General features: G+C 67.2%; 18 protein-coding genes. 4 read left to right on the top strand and 14 right to left on the bottom strand.

Annotated features, from left to right (window positions below):
* The first annotated feature begins 123 nt into the window (after positions 1 to 123).
* Together IEV87_RS12435 and IEV87_RS12430 are read left to right on the top strand one after the other, a co-directional pair.
* Complete coding sequence (locus IEV87_RS12435) at positions 124 to 1,770, top strand: thiamine pyrophosphate-binding protein (protein WP_188477987.1); 1,647 nt, start codon at positions 124 to 126, stop codon at positions 1,768 to 1,770.
* A gap of 8 nt (positions 1,771 to 1,778) precedes the next feature.
* Entirely contained in the window at positions 1,779 to 2,831 is a 1,053-nt protein-coding gene (locus IEV87_RS12430) for a dipeptidase (RefSeq protein ID WP_188478431.1), read from the top strand.
* An 89-nt stretch (positions 2,832 to 2,920) separates the two neighbouring features.
* Here the strand turns inward: IEV87_RS12430 and tcuB are convergent, their stop codons facing one another.
* From tcuB to IEV87_RS12415, 3 genes are read right to left on the bottom strand one after another with little or no spacing between them, the layout of a single operon-like run.
* A complete protein-coding gene (gene tcuB, locus IEV87_RS12425) occupies positions 2,921 to 3,964 on the bottom strand; it encodes a tricarballylate utilization 4Fe-4S protein TcuB (RefSeq protein ID WP_188477986.1) in 1,044 nt (347 codons plus the stop codon).
* Positions 3,954 to 5,333: an FAD-dependent tricarballylate dehydrogenase TcuA gene (tcuA, locus tag IEV87_RS12420; RefSeq protein ID WP_188477985.1), complete on the bottom strand. Its 1,380-nt coding sequence runs from the start codon at positions 5,331 to 5,333 to the stop codon at positions 3,954 to 3,956. Before tcuA ends, tcuB begins: the two co-directional genes overlap by 11 nt.
* A complete protein-coding gene (locus tag IEV87_RS12415) occupies positions 5,330 to 5,989 on the bottom strand; it encodes a GntR family transcriptional regulator (protein WP_188477984.1) in 660 nt (219 codons plus the stop codon). The genes tcuA and IEV87_RS12415 overlap by 4 nt, the downstream gene beginning before the upstream one ends.
* Positions 5,990 to 6,088: 99 nt before the next feature.
* Here IEV87_RS12415 and aroQ point away from each other — a divergent pair, with 99 nt between their 5' ends.
* Positions 6,089 to 6,532: a type II 3-dehydroquinate dehydratase gene (aroQ, locus tag IEV87_RS12410; protein ID WP_188477983.1), complete on the top strand. Its 444-nt coding sequence runs from the start codon at positions 6,089 to 6,091 to the stop codon at positions 6,530 to 6,532.
* A 5-nt stretch (positions 6,533 to 6,537) separates the two neighbouring features.
* On the top strand, positions 6,538 to 7,302 hold the full coding sequence (locus tag IEV87_RS12405) for an HpcH/HpaI aldolase family protein (RefSeq protein WP_188477982.1): 765 nt from the start codon (positions 6,538 to 6,540) through the stop codon (positions 7,300 to 7,302).
* 142 nt (positions 7,303 to 7,444) lie between these two features.
* On the opposite strand, the gene IEV87_RS12400 is transcribed toward IEV87_RS12405, so the two are convergent.
* The 11 genes from IEV87_RS12400 to pobA form a co-directional block, all read right to left on the bottom strand.
* Positions 7,445 to 7,918 carry a DUF3237 domain-containing protein gene (locus IEV87_RS12400; protein ID WP_188477981.1) on the bottom strand — a complete coding sequence of 158 codons (474 nt, stop codon included), beginning with the start codon at positions 7,916 to 7,918 and terminating at the stop codon, positions 7,445 to 7,447.
* Complete coding sequence (locus tag IEV87_RS12395; RefSeq protein WP_188478430.1) at positions 7,915 to 8,202, bottom strand: ArsR/SmtB family transcription factor; 288 nt, start codon at positions 8,200 to 8,202, stop codon at positions 7,915 to 7,917. The genes IEV87_RS12400 and IEV87_RS12395 overlap by 4 nt, the downstream gene beginning before the upstream one ends.
* A 95-nt stretch (positions 8,203 to 8,297) precedes the next feature.
* The gene (locus tag IEV87_RS12390) at positions 8,298 to 9,527 is read right to left on the bottom strand and encodes a mandelate racemase/muconate lactonizing enzyme family protein (protein ID WP_188477980.1); all 1,230 of its coding nucleotides are present in this window, start codon (positions 9,525 to 9,527) and stop codon (positions 8,298 to 8,300) included.
* 8 nt (positions 9,528 to 9,535) lie between these two features.
* Positions 9,536 to 10,621: a Zn-dependent alcohol dehydrogenase gene (locus tag IEV87_RS12385; RefSeq protein WP_188477979.1), complete on the bottom strand. Its 1,086-nt coding sequence runs from the start codon at positions 10,619 to 10,621 to the stop codon at positions 9,536 to 9,538.
* A 97-nt stretch (positions 10,622 to 10,718) separates the two neighbouring features.
* Positions 10,719 to 12,044: a class-II fumarase/aspartase family protein gene (locus tag IEV87_RS12380; RefSeq protein ID WP_188477978.1), complete on the bottom strand. Its 1,326-nt coding sequence runs from the start codon at positions 12,042 to 12,044 to the stop codon at positions 10,719 to 10,721.
* Complete coding sequence (locus IEV87_RS12375) at positions 12,044 to 12,736, bottom strand: alpha/beta fold hydrolase (RefSeq protein WP_188477977.1); 693 nt, start codon at positions 12,734 to 12,736, stop codon at positions 12,044 to 12,046. The genes IEV87_RS12380 and IEV87_RS12375 overlap by 1 nt, the downstream gene beginning before the upstream one ends.
* Positions 12,737 to 13,336, bottom strand: coding sequence for a protocatechuate 3,4-dioxygenase subunit alpha (pcaG, locus tag IEV87_RS12370; protein ID WP_188477976.1), 600 nt, complete (start codon positions 13,334 to 13,336; stop codon positions 12,737 to 12,739). It lies immediately after the preceding gene.
* Positions 13,336 to 14,064 carry a protocatechuate 3,4-dioxygenase subunit beta gene (pcaH, locus tag IEV87_RS12365; RefSeq protein ID WP_188477975.1) on the bottom strand — a complete coding sequence of 243 codons (729 nt, stop codon included), beginning with the start codon at positions 14,062 to 14,064 and terminating at the stop codon, positions 13,336 to 13,338. The genes pcaG and pcaH overlap by 1 nt, the downstream gene beginning before the upstream one ends.
* Positions 14,061 to 14,441: a 4-carboxymuconolactone decarboxylase gene (gene pcaC / locus IEV87_RS12360; protein WP_188477974.1), complete on the bottom strand. Its 381-nt coding sequence runs from the start codon at positions 14,439 to 14,441 to the stop codon at positions 14,061 to 14,063. The genes pcaH and pcaC overlap by 4 nt, the downstream gene beginning before the upstream one ends.
* Positions 14,434 to 15,222, bottom strand: coding sequence for a 3-oxoadipate enol-lactonase (gene pcaD, locus IEV87_RS12355; protein ID WP_188477973.1), 789 nt, complete (start codon positions 15,220 to 15,222; stop codon positions 14,434 to 14,436). The genes pcaC and pcaD overlap by 8 nt, the downstream gene beginning before the upstream one ends.
* Complete coding sequence (pobA, locus tag IEV87_RS12350) at positions 15,222 to 16,391, bottom strand: 4-hydroxybenzoate 3-monooxygenase (RefSeq protein WP_188477972.1); 1,170 nt, start codon at positions 16,389 to 16,391, stop codon at positions 15,222 to 15,224. Before pobA ends, pcaD begins: the two co-directional genes overlap by 1 nt.
* Between the last annotated feature and the right edge of the window lie 49 nt (positions 16,392 to 16,440).

Below are 16,440 nucleotides of genomic sequence, written 5' to 3'. Positions count from 1 at the left end.
GGGCTGAGGTGAGGGGGTGCATGGCTGACGAAGGCGCAGCGATGCGTCCGACACGCCTCGCCCTCTGGTCATTTCCCGACGATCCCGCCAAGGTGCGCGCGACCAATCGAAGGACCCCCAGACATGACCCGCACCGGTGCCCGCATCCTCGTCGACCAGCTGCTGATACAGGGCGTCGACCGCGCCACCTGCGTGCCGGGGGAAAGCTATCTCTCCGTGCTGGACGCGCTGATCGGATCGGGCGTCGATCTGCTGACCTGCCGGCAGGAAGGTGGCGCGGCGATGATGGCCGAAGCCTACGGCAAATTGACCGGCCGCCCCGGCATCTGCTTCGTCACCCGCGGCCCCGGCGCGGCCAATGCCATGGCGGGGGTCCATGTCGCGGCGCAGGATTCCACGCCGGTGATCCTGTTCGTCGGCCAGGTCGCGCGCGACATGCGGCACCGCGAAGCCTTCCAGGAATGGGACTACGGTCAGGTCTTCGGCACCATCGCCAAATGGGCGGTCGAGATCGACGACGCCGCCCGTATCCCCGAACTGCTCGCCCGCGCCTTCCGGGTTGCCACGCAGGGCCGGCCCGGCCCCGTGGTGATCGCCCTGCCCGAAGACATGCTTGTCGATGAGGCCGAGGTGCCCGACGCCCCGAAGGCAGCCCCGATCGCGATCACCCCGTCGGCCTCCGGGATAGCCGACCTCACCGAGCGGCTGGCACAGGCGGAACGCCCTATGGTCATCCTTGGCGGCGGCGGCTGGCACGGCGCGACCCGCGACGCGATGATCGGCTTTGCAGAACGCCACGCCCTGCCGGTCTGTGTCGAATTCCGCCGTGGCGGCAGCTTTCCGGCGGATCATCCGAACTATGCCGGTGACCTTTCCATCGGCGCGAACCCGAAGCTGGTAAAGGCGATCAGGGACGCCGACCTGCTTCTTCTGCTCGGCGGGCGGCTGTCGGAGATGCCGTCGCAGAACTACACGCTCCTGCCGATCGGTCCGGGGGACGACCGGCTGGTGCATCTCCACCCCGATCCGGAGGAGGTCGGCCGCGTCTACCAGCCTGGCCTCGGCCTGATCGGAACCGCCGACGGCTTTGTCGAGGCCATCGCCGGCCTGCCCGCGCCGAAACGCAACTCCGACTGGGTCGATGCCTGCCGCCAGAACTATCTCGACTGGTCCACCGATCCACTGCCTCTGCCCGGCCGCTTCCAGATGGGAGAGGTCATCTGCTGGCTGCGCGACACCCTCGGCCCCGACGCGGCGATCACCAACGGGGCGGGCAACTTCGCCACCTGGATCAACCGGCACTACCGTTTCCGCGATCACGGCAGCCAGCTGGCTCCGACCTCCGGCTCCATGGGCTACGGCCTTCCGGCGGCGATCATGGCGAAACGGCAGCGGCCCGGGGCGGTGTCGGTCTGTGTGGCCGGGGACGGCGACATCATGATGACGGTGCAGGAACTGGCGACGGCGGCGCAGTTCGACATCCCCGTCATCGTGCTGGTCATCGACAACGGCATGTTCGGCACGATCCGCATGCATCAGGAGCGGGAATACCCCGGACGCGTCTCCGCCACCGACCTGAAGAACCCGGACTTCGCGGCCATGGCCGCCGCAATGGGGTGCCACGCCGAAACGGTGCATGACACCGCCGATTTCGCCGCCGCCTTCAACCGCGCGACGGAGTCGGGCAGGCCCGCGCTGATCCACTGCTTCCTCGATCCCGAGGCTCTGACAATCGCCAAGACCCTCTCGGACGTCAGGGCGGGCAAGTGACCGGACCCATGGGCGCGACGATCCCCTTCTTCGACGGCCACAATGACCTGCTGCTGAAGATGACCCTCGGCCGGGTCACGGCAGAGGAAGTGCGCGACGGCCATCGCAACGGCCAGATCGACCTGCCCCGCGCGCAGGCCGGAGGCCTGGGCGGCGGGTTTTTCGCTCTCTTCGTGCCGACGCCGGGCGGGCCTGGCATGGACATGAAGGCGATGCGGCAGGACAGCTACGATCTGCCCCTGCCGGCCGCGGTCGACCACGCCCATGCCCTGACGAAGGTCCGCGAAGGTATCGCCCATTTCAACCGGCTGGCGGAACTGGGTGTTATCGTTCCCTGCACCACCGCGGCGGAGGTCGAGGCCGCGCTGCCCGGTCCCGCCCTCGCCGCTGTCCTGCACATGGAAGGGGCGGAGGCCATCGGTCCGGACTTTGCCGAACTCGACGACCTGTACGCGGCGGGGCTCAGGTCGCTTGGCCCGGTCTGGTCGCGCCCGACGGCCTATGGGCATGGCGTGCCCTTCCGCTATCCCGCGACTTCGGACATCGGGCCGGGGCTGACCGGGGCCGGCAAGGCGCTAATCCGCGAATGCAACCGCCGCCGCATCATGATCGACCTCAGCCACCTGAACATGGCGGGCCTGCGCGACGTCGCCGGGATTTCGGACGCGCCGCTGGTCGCCACCCATTCCAACGCCCATGCCGTGACTCCCTCCGCCCGCTGCCTGACCGAGGGGGAACTGAGGATCATCGCTGAAACCGGCGGCGTGGTCGGCATCAATTTCGGCACCTGTTTCCTGCGCCCGGACGGCAAGTTTGTCCCCAACTGCCCGCTGGAGCATCTGTTGCGCCACCTCGACCACCTCCTGTCGATCCTCGGGGAGGACGGGGTCGCCTTCGGGTCGGACTTCGACGGGGCGATCGTGCCGGACTGGATGAACCACTGCGGCGGGCTGGCGAACCTGCGCACGGGCCTGCTGGATCACGGTGTCGGAGAGGCGCTTTTGACCAAGCTGGCGCATGGCAACTGGCTCCGGGTGCTGCGCGCGACCTGGGGCGGGTAGGCGCGCGAAGCCAACACTCGAAGCACTCCCCTCCCCCAGTCAGGGGGAGGGCCAGGGAGGGGGCGACACCGCCCGCCAAAACCGCGCAGTCACCGCCCCTGCGCATCCCGCACCAAGGCGGCGAACCGGAAGAACCCGTGCACCATCTTCGAATAGGGCATCAGCAGGAACAGCGTCATCACCGCGCCGAGGTGCAGTGCGAACACCGGCGCCACCAGTCCCGTTCCCGTCACCGCGTAAAGCAGCAGGCCCGACCCGCCGGTCAGCGCCAGCAGCAGCACGAACGCCATCTCCCCGCCCCAGACCGCCGGATCGCCAAGCCCGCGGTCGCCCTTGGGCTTCAGCGCCGCCAGCCCGACAGCGCCTAGCGTCAGCAGCAGCCCGCCCGGCACCCCGAACAGCTTCGGCACCGAAAACGGCCCGTAAGGCGCGGGCCAGCCGAGGTAGTGCAGCACCGTCCCCGAAAGGGTCGAGGCGAAGCACAGCAGGAACCCCCACATCACCGCCTGATGCATGGCGCGACGGGCGTTGGAGAACCGCTCTTCCTTCTCGAAGTTGCAGCCCTGTCCCTGTCCGCCGTCTAGATTGCGCATCCGCCCCGCCGACCGCGCGGCCGATACCACATGCGCCAGCCGCACCGGCCCGCCACCAACCTTCCGCCAGTAGCGCCGCAGTGACACCCCGATGACCGCCAAGGGGGCGAGGAAAGCCGGAAGGAAGATCGCCACCAGCACCCCGTGCGGGATCACGTCATAGAACGTCCGCCCGCCGCCGCGCGCCAGCAGAACCATCACCGCCACTGCCAGCACCAGAAGCCCGGCCAACGCCACGCCGTGCCGCTGGAACACACGCGCCAGCGGGGCAGGCACGGCAAAGTCCTCCCAGCTTTCGGTCCGCACCTCGGCCAGCGCGCGCGGCAGGTTCAGGGCGAATTCGTGCGGCTCGGTATACTGGCAGGCGTAGTAGCAGCCCCGGCAGTTGTGACAAAGGTTCGCCAGCTGCGTGATGTCCCCGTCCGCAAAGGCTTTCTGCCGGGTGATTGCGGGAAAGACCGCGCAATAGCCCTCGCAATAGCGGCAGGCGTTGCAGATCTCGATCTGCCGCCGCGCTTCGGGAATGGTATCAAGCGACATAGGCGGCGGCCTCCCGTCCCGCGATGCGTCCGAAGACCGTGCCGATAGTCATGCCGAACCCGGCCAGATATCCCTGGCCGAGGATCGAGCCCGCCATCGTCTCACCGGCGGCCCAGATATTGGGATAATTGCCTTCCGGCCCCGCCACCTGCGCATTCCGATCCACCTTCAGCCCGAGATAGGTGAAGGTCACGCCGGGCCGGAGCGAATAGCCGTAGAACGGAGGGTCGGTGATCGGCCGCGCCCAATTGGTCTTGGGCGGGTCCAGGTCTTCGGTGCTCAGCCCGTCCAATTCCTGCGGACGGAAAGCGCCCTCCCGGCAGGCCGCGTTGAACTCTGTCACCGTCGCCGCCAGCGCCGATCCGTCGATCCCCAGCTTCGCCCCCAGTTCCTCTACCGTGTCCGCCACGACCGGAGGGAACACCGAGGGCATGAACAGGTCGAGCGACCGGGAGTCGATCACCGAATAGGCCACCTGATCCGGCTGTGCCGCGACCAGCCGCCCCCAGATCGCGTAACGCTTGGGCCAGACGTCCTCGCCCTCGTCATAGAACCGTTTCCCGTCCCGGTTCACCACGACCGAGAAGGGCACGCAGTCCAGCCGGGTCACGATCCCGCCGTCGAACTTCGGGGCCCGCCCGTCGATGGCCACCGCATGGCACTGCGTCGGATCGCCCACGCTCTCCGCCCCCTGATCCAGCATGTCCTTGAGAACCACGCCCCGGTTGTAAGGAGTCCCCCGGATCAGGAAGTTCCGCGCTGCCGGCCCCCAGGCCCGCGCCAGCCAGTCGACGTCCGACTGGAACCCGCCCGATGCGATCACGCAGGCCCGCCCCGCGATCCGTTCGATTGGACCCCCGGCAACGGCCACATCCACGCCTTCGAACAGACCATTGTCCATGGCTACATGGCTCACCTGCGCCTCGTAGACCACGGTGATCCCCAGATCCTCCGCACAGGCGTAATAGGCATTCACCAGCGCCTTCCCCCCGCCAAGGAAGAAGGCGTTGGTCCGCGACAGGGACAGCGTGCCCGACAGTGAAGGCTGGAACCGGACGCCATGCGCCTCCATCCATGGCAGCGACTCCTCCGACCCCCGGATCGCCAGCCGCGCCAGCGCCTCGTCGGTCTGGCCCTTGGTGACCTTCAGAAGGTCCTCGTAATACTCGTCCTCGCCATATTCATCCGTCAGCACCGACAGCGGCCCGCGATGCATGCAGCGGAAATTCCGCGTGTGCCGCGAATTGCCCCCGCGATAGGGCTTCGGCGCGCCTTCCAGCACGATCACCCGGCACCCGGCCTCCGCCGCCGTGATCGCAGCGCAGAGCGCCGCGTTGCCGCCGCCGATCACCACCAGATCCCAGGTCATGCCCCGGCCCCCGCCGTCATCTGCCGCATCCGCTGCGCCTGCGCACCCTCGATATGCCGTCGCATCAGCGCCTCCGCCTGCGCGCCGTCCCGCGCCGAAAGGGCGTCGAGCACTGCCGAATGTTCCTCCACCGCCGCCGCCGCCCGCGCTGCATCGCCAAGCGTGGACGGCCCGAGGATCGACATCGTCCGTTCAAGTCCAAGCGCCGCCTGGCTCAGGAAGCGGTTCCGCGCCGCGTCCAGCAGGCGGGCGTGAAATACCCGATTCAGCGCCGCCGCCCGCGCGGGCTCGGTCGCTTCCGCCAGGGCCAGGTTGACCTCAGCCAGCGCCGCCAGTTCCACGGCCGAGGCCATGCGCGCCGCCAGCCGCGCCGCCGTGCCCTCCATGACCGCGCGCATTTCGTAAAGCTCTACCACTTCAGAATAATCCAGCCGTCGTACCGTGGCACCGACACGCGGCACATGGGACACCAGCCCCTCCGCCTCAAGCTGCCGCAGCGCCTCCCGTACCGGAGTGCGCGAGGTCCGGAACCGCGCCGCCAGATCCGCCTCCATCAGCCGGTCGCCGGGACCAAGCGTGCCTGCGCGCAGCATGGCGACCACACGGCCCCGGATGGAACCGTCCTCGTCGCGGGGAAGGGGGATGACGTCGCTCATGCATCCTTGTGTATCCACATGGATGCAATCCGGCAAGCCACATGCCAAAGCCGTGGCGCGCCCCGGCAAACGTGCTATCACCGCCTCAGACAACCGGAGATGCCCGTGAAGCCCGTCCTGATCCTGAACGGCCCCAACCTGAACCTGCTTGGCCAGCGCCAGCCCGAGGTCTACGGCCGCGAAACCCTTGCCGATGTCGAACGGCTCTGCGCCGAAACGGCCTCCTCGCTTGGCCTGAAAACGCAATTCCGCCAGTCCAATCACGAAGGCGCGCTGGTCGAGATGATCCATGAGGCCCGCGCCGAAGCCGCCGCCATCGTGATCAACCCGGCGGCCTACACCCACACTTCCGTGGCCATCCTCGATGCGCTGAACGCCTTCGACGGCCCGGTGATCGAGGTGCATATCTCCAACGTGCACAAGCGCGAAAGCTTCCGCCACCATTCCTACGTCAGCGCCCGCGCCGACGCCGTCATCGCCGGCTGCGGCACCCAGGGCTACGCGCTGGCCCTGCATCGCGTCGCGACCCTTCTGAAAGGCTGAAACCGATGGACCTGCCGAGAAACCGCTTCAAGGCCGCCCTGAAGGACGGCCGCCACCAGCTTGGCTTCTGGAACACCATTGCCGGACCGATCGTCCCCGAGGCGCTGGCGGCTATCGGCTTCGACTGGATCGTCGTCGATACCGAACACACCACGACCGAGGCCTTTCAGGTCCACCACTCCCTTCAGGCCATCGCCGCCTATCCGGAGGTGTCCGCCGTCGTCCGGCCCGTCTCCAACGACCCGGCCTATATCAAACGCTACCTCGACATGGGCGCGCAGACCCTGATGATCCCGTATGTCCAGACGCCGGAGGAAGCCGCCGCCGCCGTGCACGCCATGCGCTATCCGCCCAGGGGCATGCGCGGCATGGCGGGCGGCACCCGCGCCTCGCGCTTCGGGATGGTCAGGGACTACATGACCCGTGCGGAGGAGGAACTCTGCCTGATCGTGCAGGTCGAAACCATCGACGCCCTTGCGCATCTGGAGGAGATCGGCACCACCGACGGCGTCGACGCGGTCTTCATCGGCCCCGCCGACCTTTCAGGGTCCATGGGCCATCCCGGCAACCAGGCCCACCCCGAGGTCGTCGCCGCGATCGAGGACGCCTTCACCCGGCTCAAGGCGGTCAATGTCCCGTCGGGCATCCTGACGCTGAACGAGGATTTCGCGAAACGCCTGCGGACACTCGGGTCCGGCTTCACCGCAATCGGCACGGATATCTCTTCGATGGTGCGGGACATCTCGGCCCTGAAGTCGCGCATGACCTGACGCGGCTCTGCCGCGTCGCCTCCGGCGGGGATATTTGGAGCAAGATGAAAAGGCCTTCATCTTGCATGAAATATCCCGGGGAGTCGCGCGGCCCGCGCGACGGGGCGGAGCCCCAGGTCCGCCGCGAACAGGGCAGAGCCCCCTAGTCCACAGCGAACAGCGATACCGTGACACCCAGCTTCTGCCGTGTGCCGGTTCCGATGAACACCGTCCGGTTCACCCAGTCATACCGCGCATCCCCGGTCTCCAGCCGGGCCTGGGTGCGCATGTAGTACTGGTCCGCGGGCACGATCTCTCCGGCCATGAGCCGCGCGACGACCTCTGCCGGGCCGTGGCGGTAGCCGTAGTTGACGATCTCGATCACCGCGCCGTCGTGGGTTTCCATGGCATAGCGCGTGTCGAGTTCCGCCACGCCGTTCGCCCAGATCGTCTGCCAGTCTGCCCCGAGGTTCAGCAGCCGACCGGTCAGGCGCGGGCCGGTGACGTCCCCTCCGATGATCGGGATGATGCGTCGGTGCCCGGCGCGGCCCGGCCCCATCTCCGTGATCGGGTCGAGTTTCACATGCAGGTCGCAGACATGGGACAGCTGCGGTGCGGGCAGGGCGGGGGCGGTCATTGCGACGGCTTGCAGAACAGCCCGTAGAGCAGGTTGATCACCGCCGTGATCCGTTCGTCGGCAAGGCTGTAGTACACAGTCTTCCCGTCCCGCCGCGTCGATACGAAACCTTCGTCCCGGAGGCGTGCGAGCATCTGGCTTACCGCCGCCTGGCGCATGCCGAGCAGGGTTTCCAGTTCCCCGACCGACCGCTCTCCTCCGCCAAGATGGCAGAGGATCATCAGCCGCCCTTCGTGACTGAGCGTCTTGAGGAAGGCGGCCGCGTCGCGGGCGCTCTCTTCCATTTCTCGGGGGGAAACGTGAAGGTCGGCGTCGGTCAAATCAGGGGTCCCGGGTTACTACACGAAAATACTATCACAGCCGGTGGTGCTTGGCGAGTTCACGCCGGATCGCGCGGGGCGCCGCCCTGGAAGCGGTTGTCCTCTGCGTAGTTGCAGGGCGCCTCCTGCATCTGCAGGTGCAATGCGGTGCCGGAATAGGGATGCGCGCGGGCCAGATCCTCGTCCACTTCGATGCCGAGACCGGGGGCCTCGGGCGGGCGGACATGGCCATCCTCCACCGTGATCGCGCCCTTGACCAGACGGGTATGGAAATCCGTCTCGATGGTCTCGATCATCAGCAGGTTGGGACAGGACACGGCGAGGTGAATGTTCGCGGCCCATTCCACCGGCCCGGCGTAGAGATGCGGGGCGATCTGGGCGCCGTGCGCCTCGGCGAGGGTGGCGATCTTCTTGCCTTCCCATATTCCGCCCGCGCGGCCGAGCGCGGGTTGCAGGATGCGCACGCCGGCCTTGAGCAGCGCGACGAATTCCGCCTTGGTGGTCAGCCTCTCGCCCGCCGACACCGGGATCGGCGTCGCCGCCTGCACCGCGGCGATGGCGTCGAGGTCATCGGGCGGCACCGGTTCCTCGAACCAGAGCGGATCGTAGGGGGCGATGGCCTGCGCCATGCGGATCGCCCCGTCCGGCGTGAACTGGCCATGCGTACCGAAGAGCAGGTCCGCCTTCGTACCGACCGCCGCCCGGATCGCCTTGCAGAACCGTGCCGACAGGTCCAGGTCGGACAGCGCCGGCATGTGCCCGCCGCGGATCGTGTAGGGGCCCGCCGGATCGAACTTGACCGCCGTGTAGCCGCGCGACACCAGGTCGACGGCGCTTTCGGCGGCCATCGCCGGAGAGCTCCAGAACTCGGCCACCGGATGCCGGGCTAGGGGGTAGAGGTAGGAATAGGCGCGCAGCCTGTCGTTCATCTTCCCGCCCAGCATCGCCCAGACAGGACGGTCGCGATCCTTGCCGAGGATGTCCCAGCAGGCGATTTCGAGCCCCGAGAACGCGCCCATCACCGTCAGATCCGGGCGCTGCGTGAAGCCTGAGGAATAAGCCCGGCGGAACATCAGTTCGATATTCTCGGGGTTTTCCCCGGCCATGTGCCGGTCGAACACGTCGGCGATCACCGCGCGCATCGCCTCGGACCCGACCGAAGCCGCGTAGCATTCGCCCCAGCCCGTCACCCCGGTGTCCGTCACCAGCTTGACGAGGATCCAGTAATGCCCGCCCCATCCCGGAGCGGGCGGGGCGGTAACGATGACGTCGCAGCTGTCGAGCTTCACCTGTGTCCCTATTTCAGCATGATGACGTTGCGGCGGGCGGCGCCGGACTTGGTATCCTCGATCGCCTCGTTGATCTGGTCCAGCGTCCAGCGGCCCGAGATCAGCTGGTCCAGCTTCAGCCGGCCCTGCTTGTACATGTCCACGATCCACGGAATGTCGCGCTTGATGACCATGTCGCCCATCTTGGAGCCGACGATGACCTGGCCCTGGTTGGCCATCAGCAGCGGGGAATAGGTCGATACCTTGTCGCCATGCGGCAGCCCGACCATCACGACCTTGCCGCCCCAGCCCAGGTATTTCGGGGCCTGGTCATAGACCTGCGCGACGCCGACCGTGACCAGCACCGCGTCCGCCCCACGCCCGAGGATCTTCTTCACCTCGGACCACGGTTTGCCCTCGGCCAGCACGGTGTGGGTGGCGCCGAATTCCTTCGCGACCTCCAGCTTGCTTTCCAGCATGTCGACCGCGATGATCCGGCGCGCCCCGGCAATCAGCGCGCCCTGGATTGCGTTCAGCCCGACGCCGCCCGCGCCGATCACCACGACATCCTGCCCGACCTCGAGACCGGCGGAGAACACCGCCGCACCGACACCGGTGATGACCCCGCAGGAGATCAGGGAGGCGACGTCCTTGGAGATGTCGTCCGGAATCACACAGAGCTGGCTCTGGTCCACCACCACCCGCTCGGCAAAGGCACCGGAGGCCATCGCCTTGTAGATCGGTTCGCCTTCGGGCGAGGAGATCGGAGATCCCGCCATGTTATCCGGCGGCGTTTCGCAGATCGTCGGCTTGCCGGACTGGCAAGTGGTGCAGTGGCCGCAGGCGTGGATCAGCGTGACACAGACGGAATCGCCAGGCTCGATGCCGACGACGCCGGTTCCGACGGACAGGACGGTGCCCGCTGCCTCGTGACCGTAGACCGCCGGAAGCGCGCCGCCAAAACCGCCCTGCTGGAACGAGATATCGGAATGGCAGATCGCCACCGCCTCGATCTCAACCTCCACCTCGCCCATGCCGGGGCCGCGCAGTTCGACCTCCTCGATCTTCAGGGGCGTGTTGTATTCCCGGCAGACGGCCGCGCGAATCTTGGTCATGTCATCCTCCCGTGGTCATGCTGACCGTGAACCTGTCGCGGCACCATAGGCAATGCCTTCTGGAAATTCCACCAGTCGGAACGCAATTTCGCAAGGCTCAGGCGTTGCGGACACGAACCGCGAATTTCCGAGCGAAGGCGGGAGCTTCGCCAAGCTGCGCGGTGCCGTCGAACACAGGGGACAGGTCGATTCCGGGGAAGTCCGCGCGCGCTGCGGTGCCTAGATCGCCGCCCTCCGCGATCACCTGCCTGCAGAGTTTCTTCACCGCTGCCTGCGCCTCGGGCCGGGGCATGTGGGCGGAGAGATGGAAGCTCAGCGCCTCCGCCTGCATCAGGCCCTGGCTCTGGTCGAAGGCGGCACGCATCGCCACCGGCTGCGGGGTGAGACCGGGGGCGAGCGCCTTTGCGACCTCCGCCGCCGTCGCGGCAGAGAGGCAGAGCTGCGGCACCGTCAGCCATTCGGTGAACCACGCCGCCCCGTCGCGTTCCTGCCGCGCGAGACCTGCCCCCTGAAGCGTCGCGTTCAGTCCGATGACCTGCCGCGCCACGGCGACCAGAACCGACGGCTGCACCGGGTTCTGTTTCTGCGGCATGGTCGACGACCCGCCCGCCTGACCAAGCCGCACCTCTCCCACGCCGGACTGTGCCATCAGGATCAGATCCTCGCCCATCTTGCCGAGCGCCACGGCGACAGCGGTCAGCCATCCGGTGATCCGCAGCAGCGGCCCCCGGTCGGAATGCCAACTGCGCCCCGGATCGGTCAGCCCCAGACCTTCGGCCAGTGCGGCGCGCAGGGCAGGGGCCTTTGCCCCCCAAACACTGCCCGTCCCGGCGGCCCCGGAGAGCGACACGAGGAGGGACCGATTCACCCCCTCCAGATCGTCCAGACAGTCCAGCAGAGGGTTTCCCCACTGCGCCACGACCGATCCGAAGCTGACCGGCGTGGCGTACTGTCCGTAGGTACGCCCGGCCATGGGCAGGTCGGCATGAGCCGCCGCCAGATCGGACAGGGATTTCAGAACCTCACGAAGATTGCCCTCGACCAGCCCCAGCAACTGCCGAAGCCGCAGCATCAGCCCGGTATCGACAATGTCCTGCGACGTGGCGCCCCAGTGCAGGTATTGCGCATGTTCCGGCGCCTGCATCTCTTTCCGGAACGCCTCGACCAGCCCCGGCACCGGCACACCGTTCACCGCCGCCGCAGGGCCAAGCCCGCCGGGGTCCAGCGTGATTTCCAGCGTCGCGCGGTGGATCGCGGCCGCCGAAAGCTCCGGGATGATACCAAGCGCGCCCTGCGCCTTGGCCAAGGCCCCCTCCACGATCAGCATCGCGCGGACCTCGGCGGTGTCGGTGAACAGCTTCGACGCCTCGCCCGCATCGAACAGCCGCGCGTAGATCGCGCTGTCATGCGCCGACCCGGCCATCAGGCGGCCATCCGCGACAGGTGCCCCGCCAGTTCGGCCGGGGTCGACAGGAAGGGCGAATGACCGGTGGCGATCCGCACGACGTCGCTAAGACCCGCGGCCATCGCCTCCTGGTCCACCGCCGGGATCATCCGGTCCTCCGTGCAGATGACGTAGGACTTCGGCACCGACGCGAAGGCCGCACCGACGCGGATGGGTTCGCGGTGCGGATCGGAGGGTTCATTGCAGACCTGCGTCAACGCCCAGTCGATTCCCTCTGGAGACACACCGTTGTAAAGCGCCTCGCCCGCGCTGCTCAGGTCGAAACTGTAGGACAGTCGGTCCGGGGCCACCACCAGCGGGACCGGAGCGCGCGTGCCCTTCAGCCCCTGCATCTTTCGCCCCAGCACCTCACCATCCACCGGCAGCAGCGCCGTGACGAAGATCAGCCGCGAAACGCGCTCCGGCGCGGCCTCCGCCGCGGCCGAGATGGAAAACCCGCCCGCCGAATGCCCGACCAGAACCGCGCGGCCCTCGTAAGCGGACAGGATCGTGTCCGTCTGATCGGCCAGCGTCAGCCCCGCCACCCCGCCGCCGCGCCCCGGCATGTCGAGCGCCGTGACCTCATGCCCCTCCGCCTGAAGCGCAGGGATCACGTCGCGCCAGCACCAGGCACCGTGGCAGGCGCCGTGGACAAGGATTATTCGGGCCATTCAGATATCCAGAAACACCGTCTCTCCGTCGCCCTGAAGGACGACATCGAAGGCATACTGGCCCGGTCCTGTCTTCTTCGCAACCAGCGTCCCGGCCCGGTTCTTCTGTTCGATCCGGTTGAGCAGGGGATCGCCGGAGAGGTCGTCATCCTCGAAATAGATCCGCGTCTGGAGGCCCGTGTTGATCCCCCGCGCAACGATCCAGAGCGAGATGTGCGGGGCCTGCATTGCCCCGCCCCGCGCCTTGACGGCACCGGGTTTCACGGTGCGCAGGGTAAACTTGCCGGTCTCCGCATCCGCACCGAACCGGCAGAAGCCCGTGACCTTCGGATCCGCCCCCTCCTGCCCCGGAAACAGGCCCGACGCATCCGCCTGCCAGCTTTCCAGCATCGCGTCGCGAAGGGCCCAGCCCGTGCCATCGCGCACCTCTCCGGTGATCTCGATCACCTCGCCCTGCGCGCCCTCGGCAATCGGACTTTCCCCGATCTCGATGTCATAGGATCCACCGTTGCCGGCATAGGTCGGCATGCAGCCGATATGCACGTAGGGCCCGGCGGTCTGCGACGGGGTTTCCTGCAGCCTGTCGAGTTTCTGCACCATCACATCCCCTCCGGCTTGTTCTCGAACATGGTCTGGCGCCGGCCGCGCAGCACGATGTCGAACTTGTAGGCAAGGAAATCCATCGGCCGCGCCTTCGCCATGTCGAGGGGCGCGACCAGCCGGTCAAGCTGACTGCGGTCCTTCACCGTCGCGGCGATCGGGCAGCGGTAGATCAGCGGGTCGCCCTCGAAATACATCTGGGAAATCAGGCGCTGGCCGAACGAATGCCCGAAGATCGAGAAGTGGATATGCATCGGCCGCCAGTCATTCCCCCGGTTCGGCCAGGGATAGGCACCGGGGCGGATCGTGAGGAATTCGTAATACCCCTGATCATCCGTGATCGTCCGCCCGCAGCCGCCGAAGTTCGGGTCCAGCGGGGCGAAGTACGTGTCCTTCTTGTGACGATACCGCCCGCCTGCATTGGCCTGCCAGATTTCCACCAGCGCCCCGGTTACGGGCCGCGCGTTTTCGTCCAGCACCCGGCCATGCACGAGGATCCGTTCGCCGATCGCCGGAGCCTTGCCGCGCGTGAAGTTCATGACGAGGTTGTTGTCCCACTGGCCAAGAACGGAATGTCCGAAGGTCGGCCCCGTCTCCTCTCCCGCGCCCGATTCCATCGACAGCAGGGACCAGCGCGGGCTGCGCGGGACAGAGGTCTTGTAATCCACATCATAGGCAGGCGGATGGATCGCCCGGTTGCGCGGGATCAGCGGTCCGAGATCCGTCATTTCGTCTCCTCCAGTTCCGCGTAGATCGCTCGCGCCAGCTTGAACGCGTGGTTGGCACGCGGCACCCCGGCATAGATCGCGACGTGGTGCAGGACCTCGCGGATGTCCTCCTTCGTCGCGCCGGTGTTGACGGTGGCGCGCAGGTGCAGTTCGAACTCCTCGAAGTTGCCGAGCCCGGCAAGCAGGGCGAGCGTCAGCATCGACCGCTCCCGCTTCGTGATCGCGTCCGAGGCCCAGACTGTGCCCCAGGCCCCCTCGGTGATCAGGTCGACGAACCCCCGGTCGAAATCGGTGGCGTTGCCCTGCGACTTGCTCACATGCGCCTCACCCAGGACGGCGCGTCTGGTGGCTTCCCCTGCGGGGCGGCGGTCAGGCATGGCCGGTCTCCTTGATGAAATCCGTGAGGATGCGGGCGTATTCCTCTGGTTTCTCCACGCAGGGCAGATGGCCCGCGCCCCGGATCAGCGCGAACTTTGACCCCGGAACGAGATCGACGGTTTCGCGTACCAGATCGGGCGGCGTCGATCCGTCCTCCGTCCCCGCGATGCCAAGCACCGGCAGACGCAGGCCGGAGGTCGGCGTGTAGAAATCGGTGCCGGAAATCGCGGCGGAACAGCCCGCGTAGCCGTCCGCAGTCTGCCGCACCAGCATGTTGCGCCAGGCAGTGAGTTCCGGCGTCGCGCGGAAGGACTTGGAAAACCACCGCTCCATCACCGCATCGGCCAGCGATTCGATGCCGGAGGCATTTACCGCGTCGATCCGGTCCTGCCACATCGACGGCACTCCGATCTTCATGCCCGAGTTCGAGATCACCAGCGACCGCACCAGGTCCATCCGTTTGACCGCCAGACCCTGACCGATCATCCCGCCGATGGAGAGCCCGACGAACAGCGCCTCCTTCACCCCCAGATGGTCCATCAGCTGCTCCGCATCGCGCACCAGCGTGCCCATGGAATAGGGCTGCGGCGTGCCTTCCGTCAGCCCGTGCCCGCGCTTGTCGTACCGGATATAGCGCAGCCCCTGCGGCAGCAGCGGCATCACCTTGTCCCAGAGCCTCAGGTCGGTGCCGAGCGAATTGGCAAACACCACCGGCGGCCCCTTCGGGTCGCCCTCATCGCGGTAATGCACCGCCAGCCCGTCAAGTTCTGCGATCTGCATCAGTACGGTAGCCCCACGTAGTTCTCGGCCATGGCCTTCTGCGCGGCCTCGTTGTCGCGCAGGAAGGCAAGCTCGGCCTGCTGCATTTTCAGGTCGAACGGCGTCTGGTCGGGGAAATGGTGCAGCAGGGTGGTCATCCACCAGCTGAACCGTTCGGCCTTCCAGACACGGGCGAGGGCGCGTTCGGAATAGCGCGCGATCCCCTCCTCCGACCCGTCGAGATAGTGATCCCGAAGTGCATGATAGAGGTAATGGATGTCGGATGCAGCCGTGTTCAGCCCCTTCGCCCCGGTCGGCGGCACGATATGCGCCGCGTCCCCGCAGAGGAACAGCCGCCCCCATTGCATCGGTTCGGTCACGAAGGACCTGAGCGGCGCGATGCTTCTCTCGATTGATGGGCCGGTGACCAGACGCTCCGCCGCCTCCTCCGGAATCCGCCGCTTGAGTTCGTCCCAGAAGGCGTCGTCCGACCAGTCCTCCGGCGTGTCGGTCAGCGGACACTGCACGTAGTAGCGCGACAGATGCGCGTTCCGCATCGAACACAGCGCGAACCCCCGTTCGGAGGACGCATAGATCAGTTCGTCATCCACCGGCGGCGTTTCCGAAAGAATGCCGAGCCAGCCGAAGGGATAGACCTTCTCGTATTCGCGTCGCACCGAAGCCGGGATGGTCCCCCGGCTGACCCCGTGGAACCCGTCGCAGCCCGCGATGTAGTCGCAGTCGATCCGGTGCTCCGTCCCGCCGGTGACATAGGTCACGTAAGGCGCGTCGGTCTTCGGGTCATGGATCGTGACGCCTTCGGTCTCGTAGACGATCGCACCGCCCGCCGCCTCCCGCGCGTCGTAGAGGTCGCGCGTCACCTCCGTCTGGCCATAGACCATGACCGACGTGCCGGTGTGGCGGGCGAAGTCGATGCGGAAGGTCGTGTTCTCGGTCGCCAGCAGCGTGCCGTCATGCACGAAGCCCTCGGCGTCCATCCGCGCCGAAACACCCGCCTCGCGCATCAGGCCGACCATGCCCTGTTCGAGGATCCCGGCCCGGATGCGCGACAGCACATACGCCCGCGTCTTCCGTTCCAGCACGACCGACTCGATGCCCGCCTTCAGCAGAAGCTGCGACAGCAGCAGTCCGGACGGCCCGCCGCCGATGATGACAACCTGTGTGCGCATGGCCCCTCCGTTTCGGGAGAGAGTGCCGCAAGATAGTTGTCTTTGTCAA

Origin of the sequence: Primorskyibacter flagellatus, from assembly GCF_014638275.1 — a bacterium.
Classification (GTDB): domain Bacteria; phylum Pseudomonadota; class Alphaproteobacteria; order Rhodobacterales; family Rhodobacteraceae; genus Pseudooceanicola; species Pseudooceanicola flagellatus_A.
Note: the sequence above shows the minus strand (reverse complement) of the source record. Positions and strands in the feature narration are given on the sequence as shown.

Coding starts and splice junctions, on each gene's coding strand:
- IEV87_RS12435 (WP_188477987.1), top strand. CDS start 124: ATGACCCGCACCGGTGCCCGCATCCTCGTCGACCAGCTGCTGATACAG.
- IEV87_RS12430 (WP_188478431.1), top strand. CDS start 1,779: ATGGGCGCGACGATCCCCTTCTTCGACGGCCACAATGACCTGCTGCTG.
- tcuB (WP_188477986.1), bottom strand. CDS start 3,964: ATGTCGCTTGATACCATTCCCGAAGCGCGGCGGCAGATCGAGATCTGC.
- tcuA (WP_188477985.1), bottom strand. CDS start 5,333: ATGACCTGGGATCTGGTGGTGATCGGCGGCGGCAACGCGGCGCTCTGC.
- IEV87_RS12415 (WP_188477984.1), bottom strand. CDS start 5,989: ATGAGCGACGTCATCCCCCTTCCCCGCGACGAGGACGGTTCCATCCGG.
- aroQ (WP_188477983.1), top strand. CDS start 6,089: ATGCCCGTGAAGCCCGTCCTGATCCTGAACGGCCCCAACCTGAACCTG.
- IEV87_RS12405 (WP_188477982.1), top strand. CDS start 6,538: ATGGACCTGCCGAGAAACCGCTTCAAGGCCGCCCTGAAGGACGGCCGC.
- IEV87_RS12400 (WP_188477981.1), bottom strand. CDS start 7,918: ATGACCGCCCCCGCCCTGCCCGCACCGCAGCTGTCCCATGTCTGCGAC.
- IEV87_RS12395 (WP_188478430.1), bottom strand. CDS start 8,202: ATGGAAGAGAGCGCCCGCGACGCGGCCGCCTTCCTCAAGACGCTCAGT.
- IEV87_RS12385 (WP_188477979.1), bottom strand. CDS start 10,621: ATGACCAAGATTCGCGCGGCCGTCTGCCGGGAATACAACACGCCCCTG.
- IEV87_RS12380 (WP_188477978.1), bottom strand. CDS start 12,044: ATGGCCGGGTCGGCGCATGACAGCGCGATCTACGCGCGGCTGTTCGAT.
- IEV87_RS12375 (WP_188477977.1), bottom strand. CDS start 12,736: ATGGCCCGAATAATCCTTGTCCACGGCGCCTGCCACGGTGCCTGGTGC.
- pcaG (WP_188477976.1), bottom strand. CDS start 13,336: ATGGTGCAGAAACTCGACAGGCTGCAGGAAACCCCGTCGCAGACCGCC.
- pcaH (WP_188477975.1), bottom strand. CDS start 14,064: ATGACGGATCTCGGACCGCTGATCCCGCGCAACCGGGCGATCCATCCG.
- pcaC (WP_188477974.1), bottom strand. CDS start 14,441: ATGCCTGACCGCCGCCCCGCAGGGGAAGCCACCAGACGCGCCGTCCTG.
- pcaD (WP_188477973.1), bottom strand. CDS start 15,222: ATGCAGATCGCAGAACTTGACGGGCTGGCGGTGCATTACCGCGATGAG.
- pobA (WP_188477972.1), bottom strand. CDS start 16,391: ATGCGCACACAGGTTGTCATCATCGGCGGCGGGCCGTCCGGACTGCTG.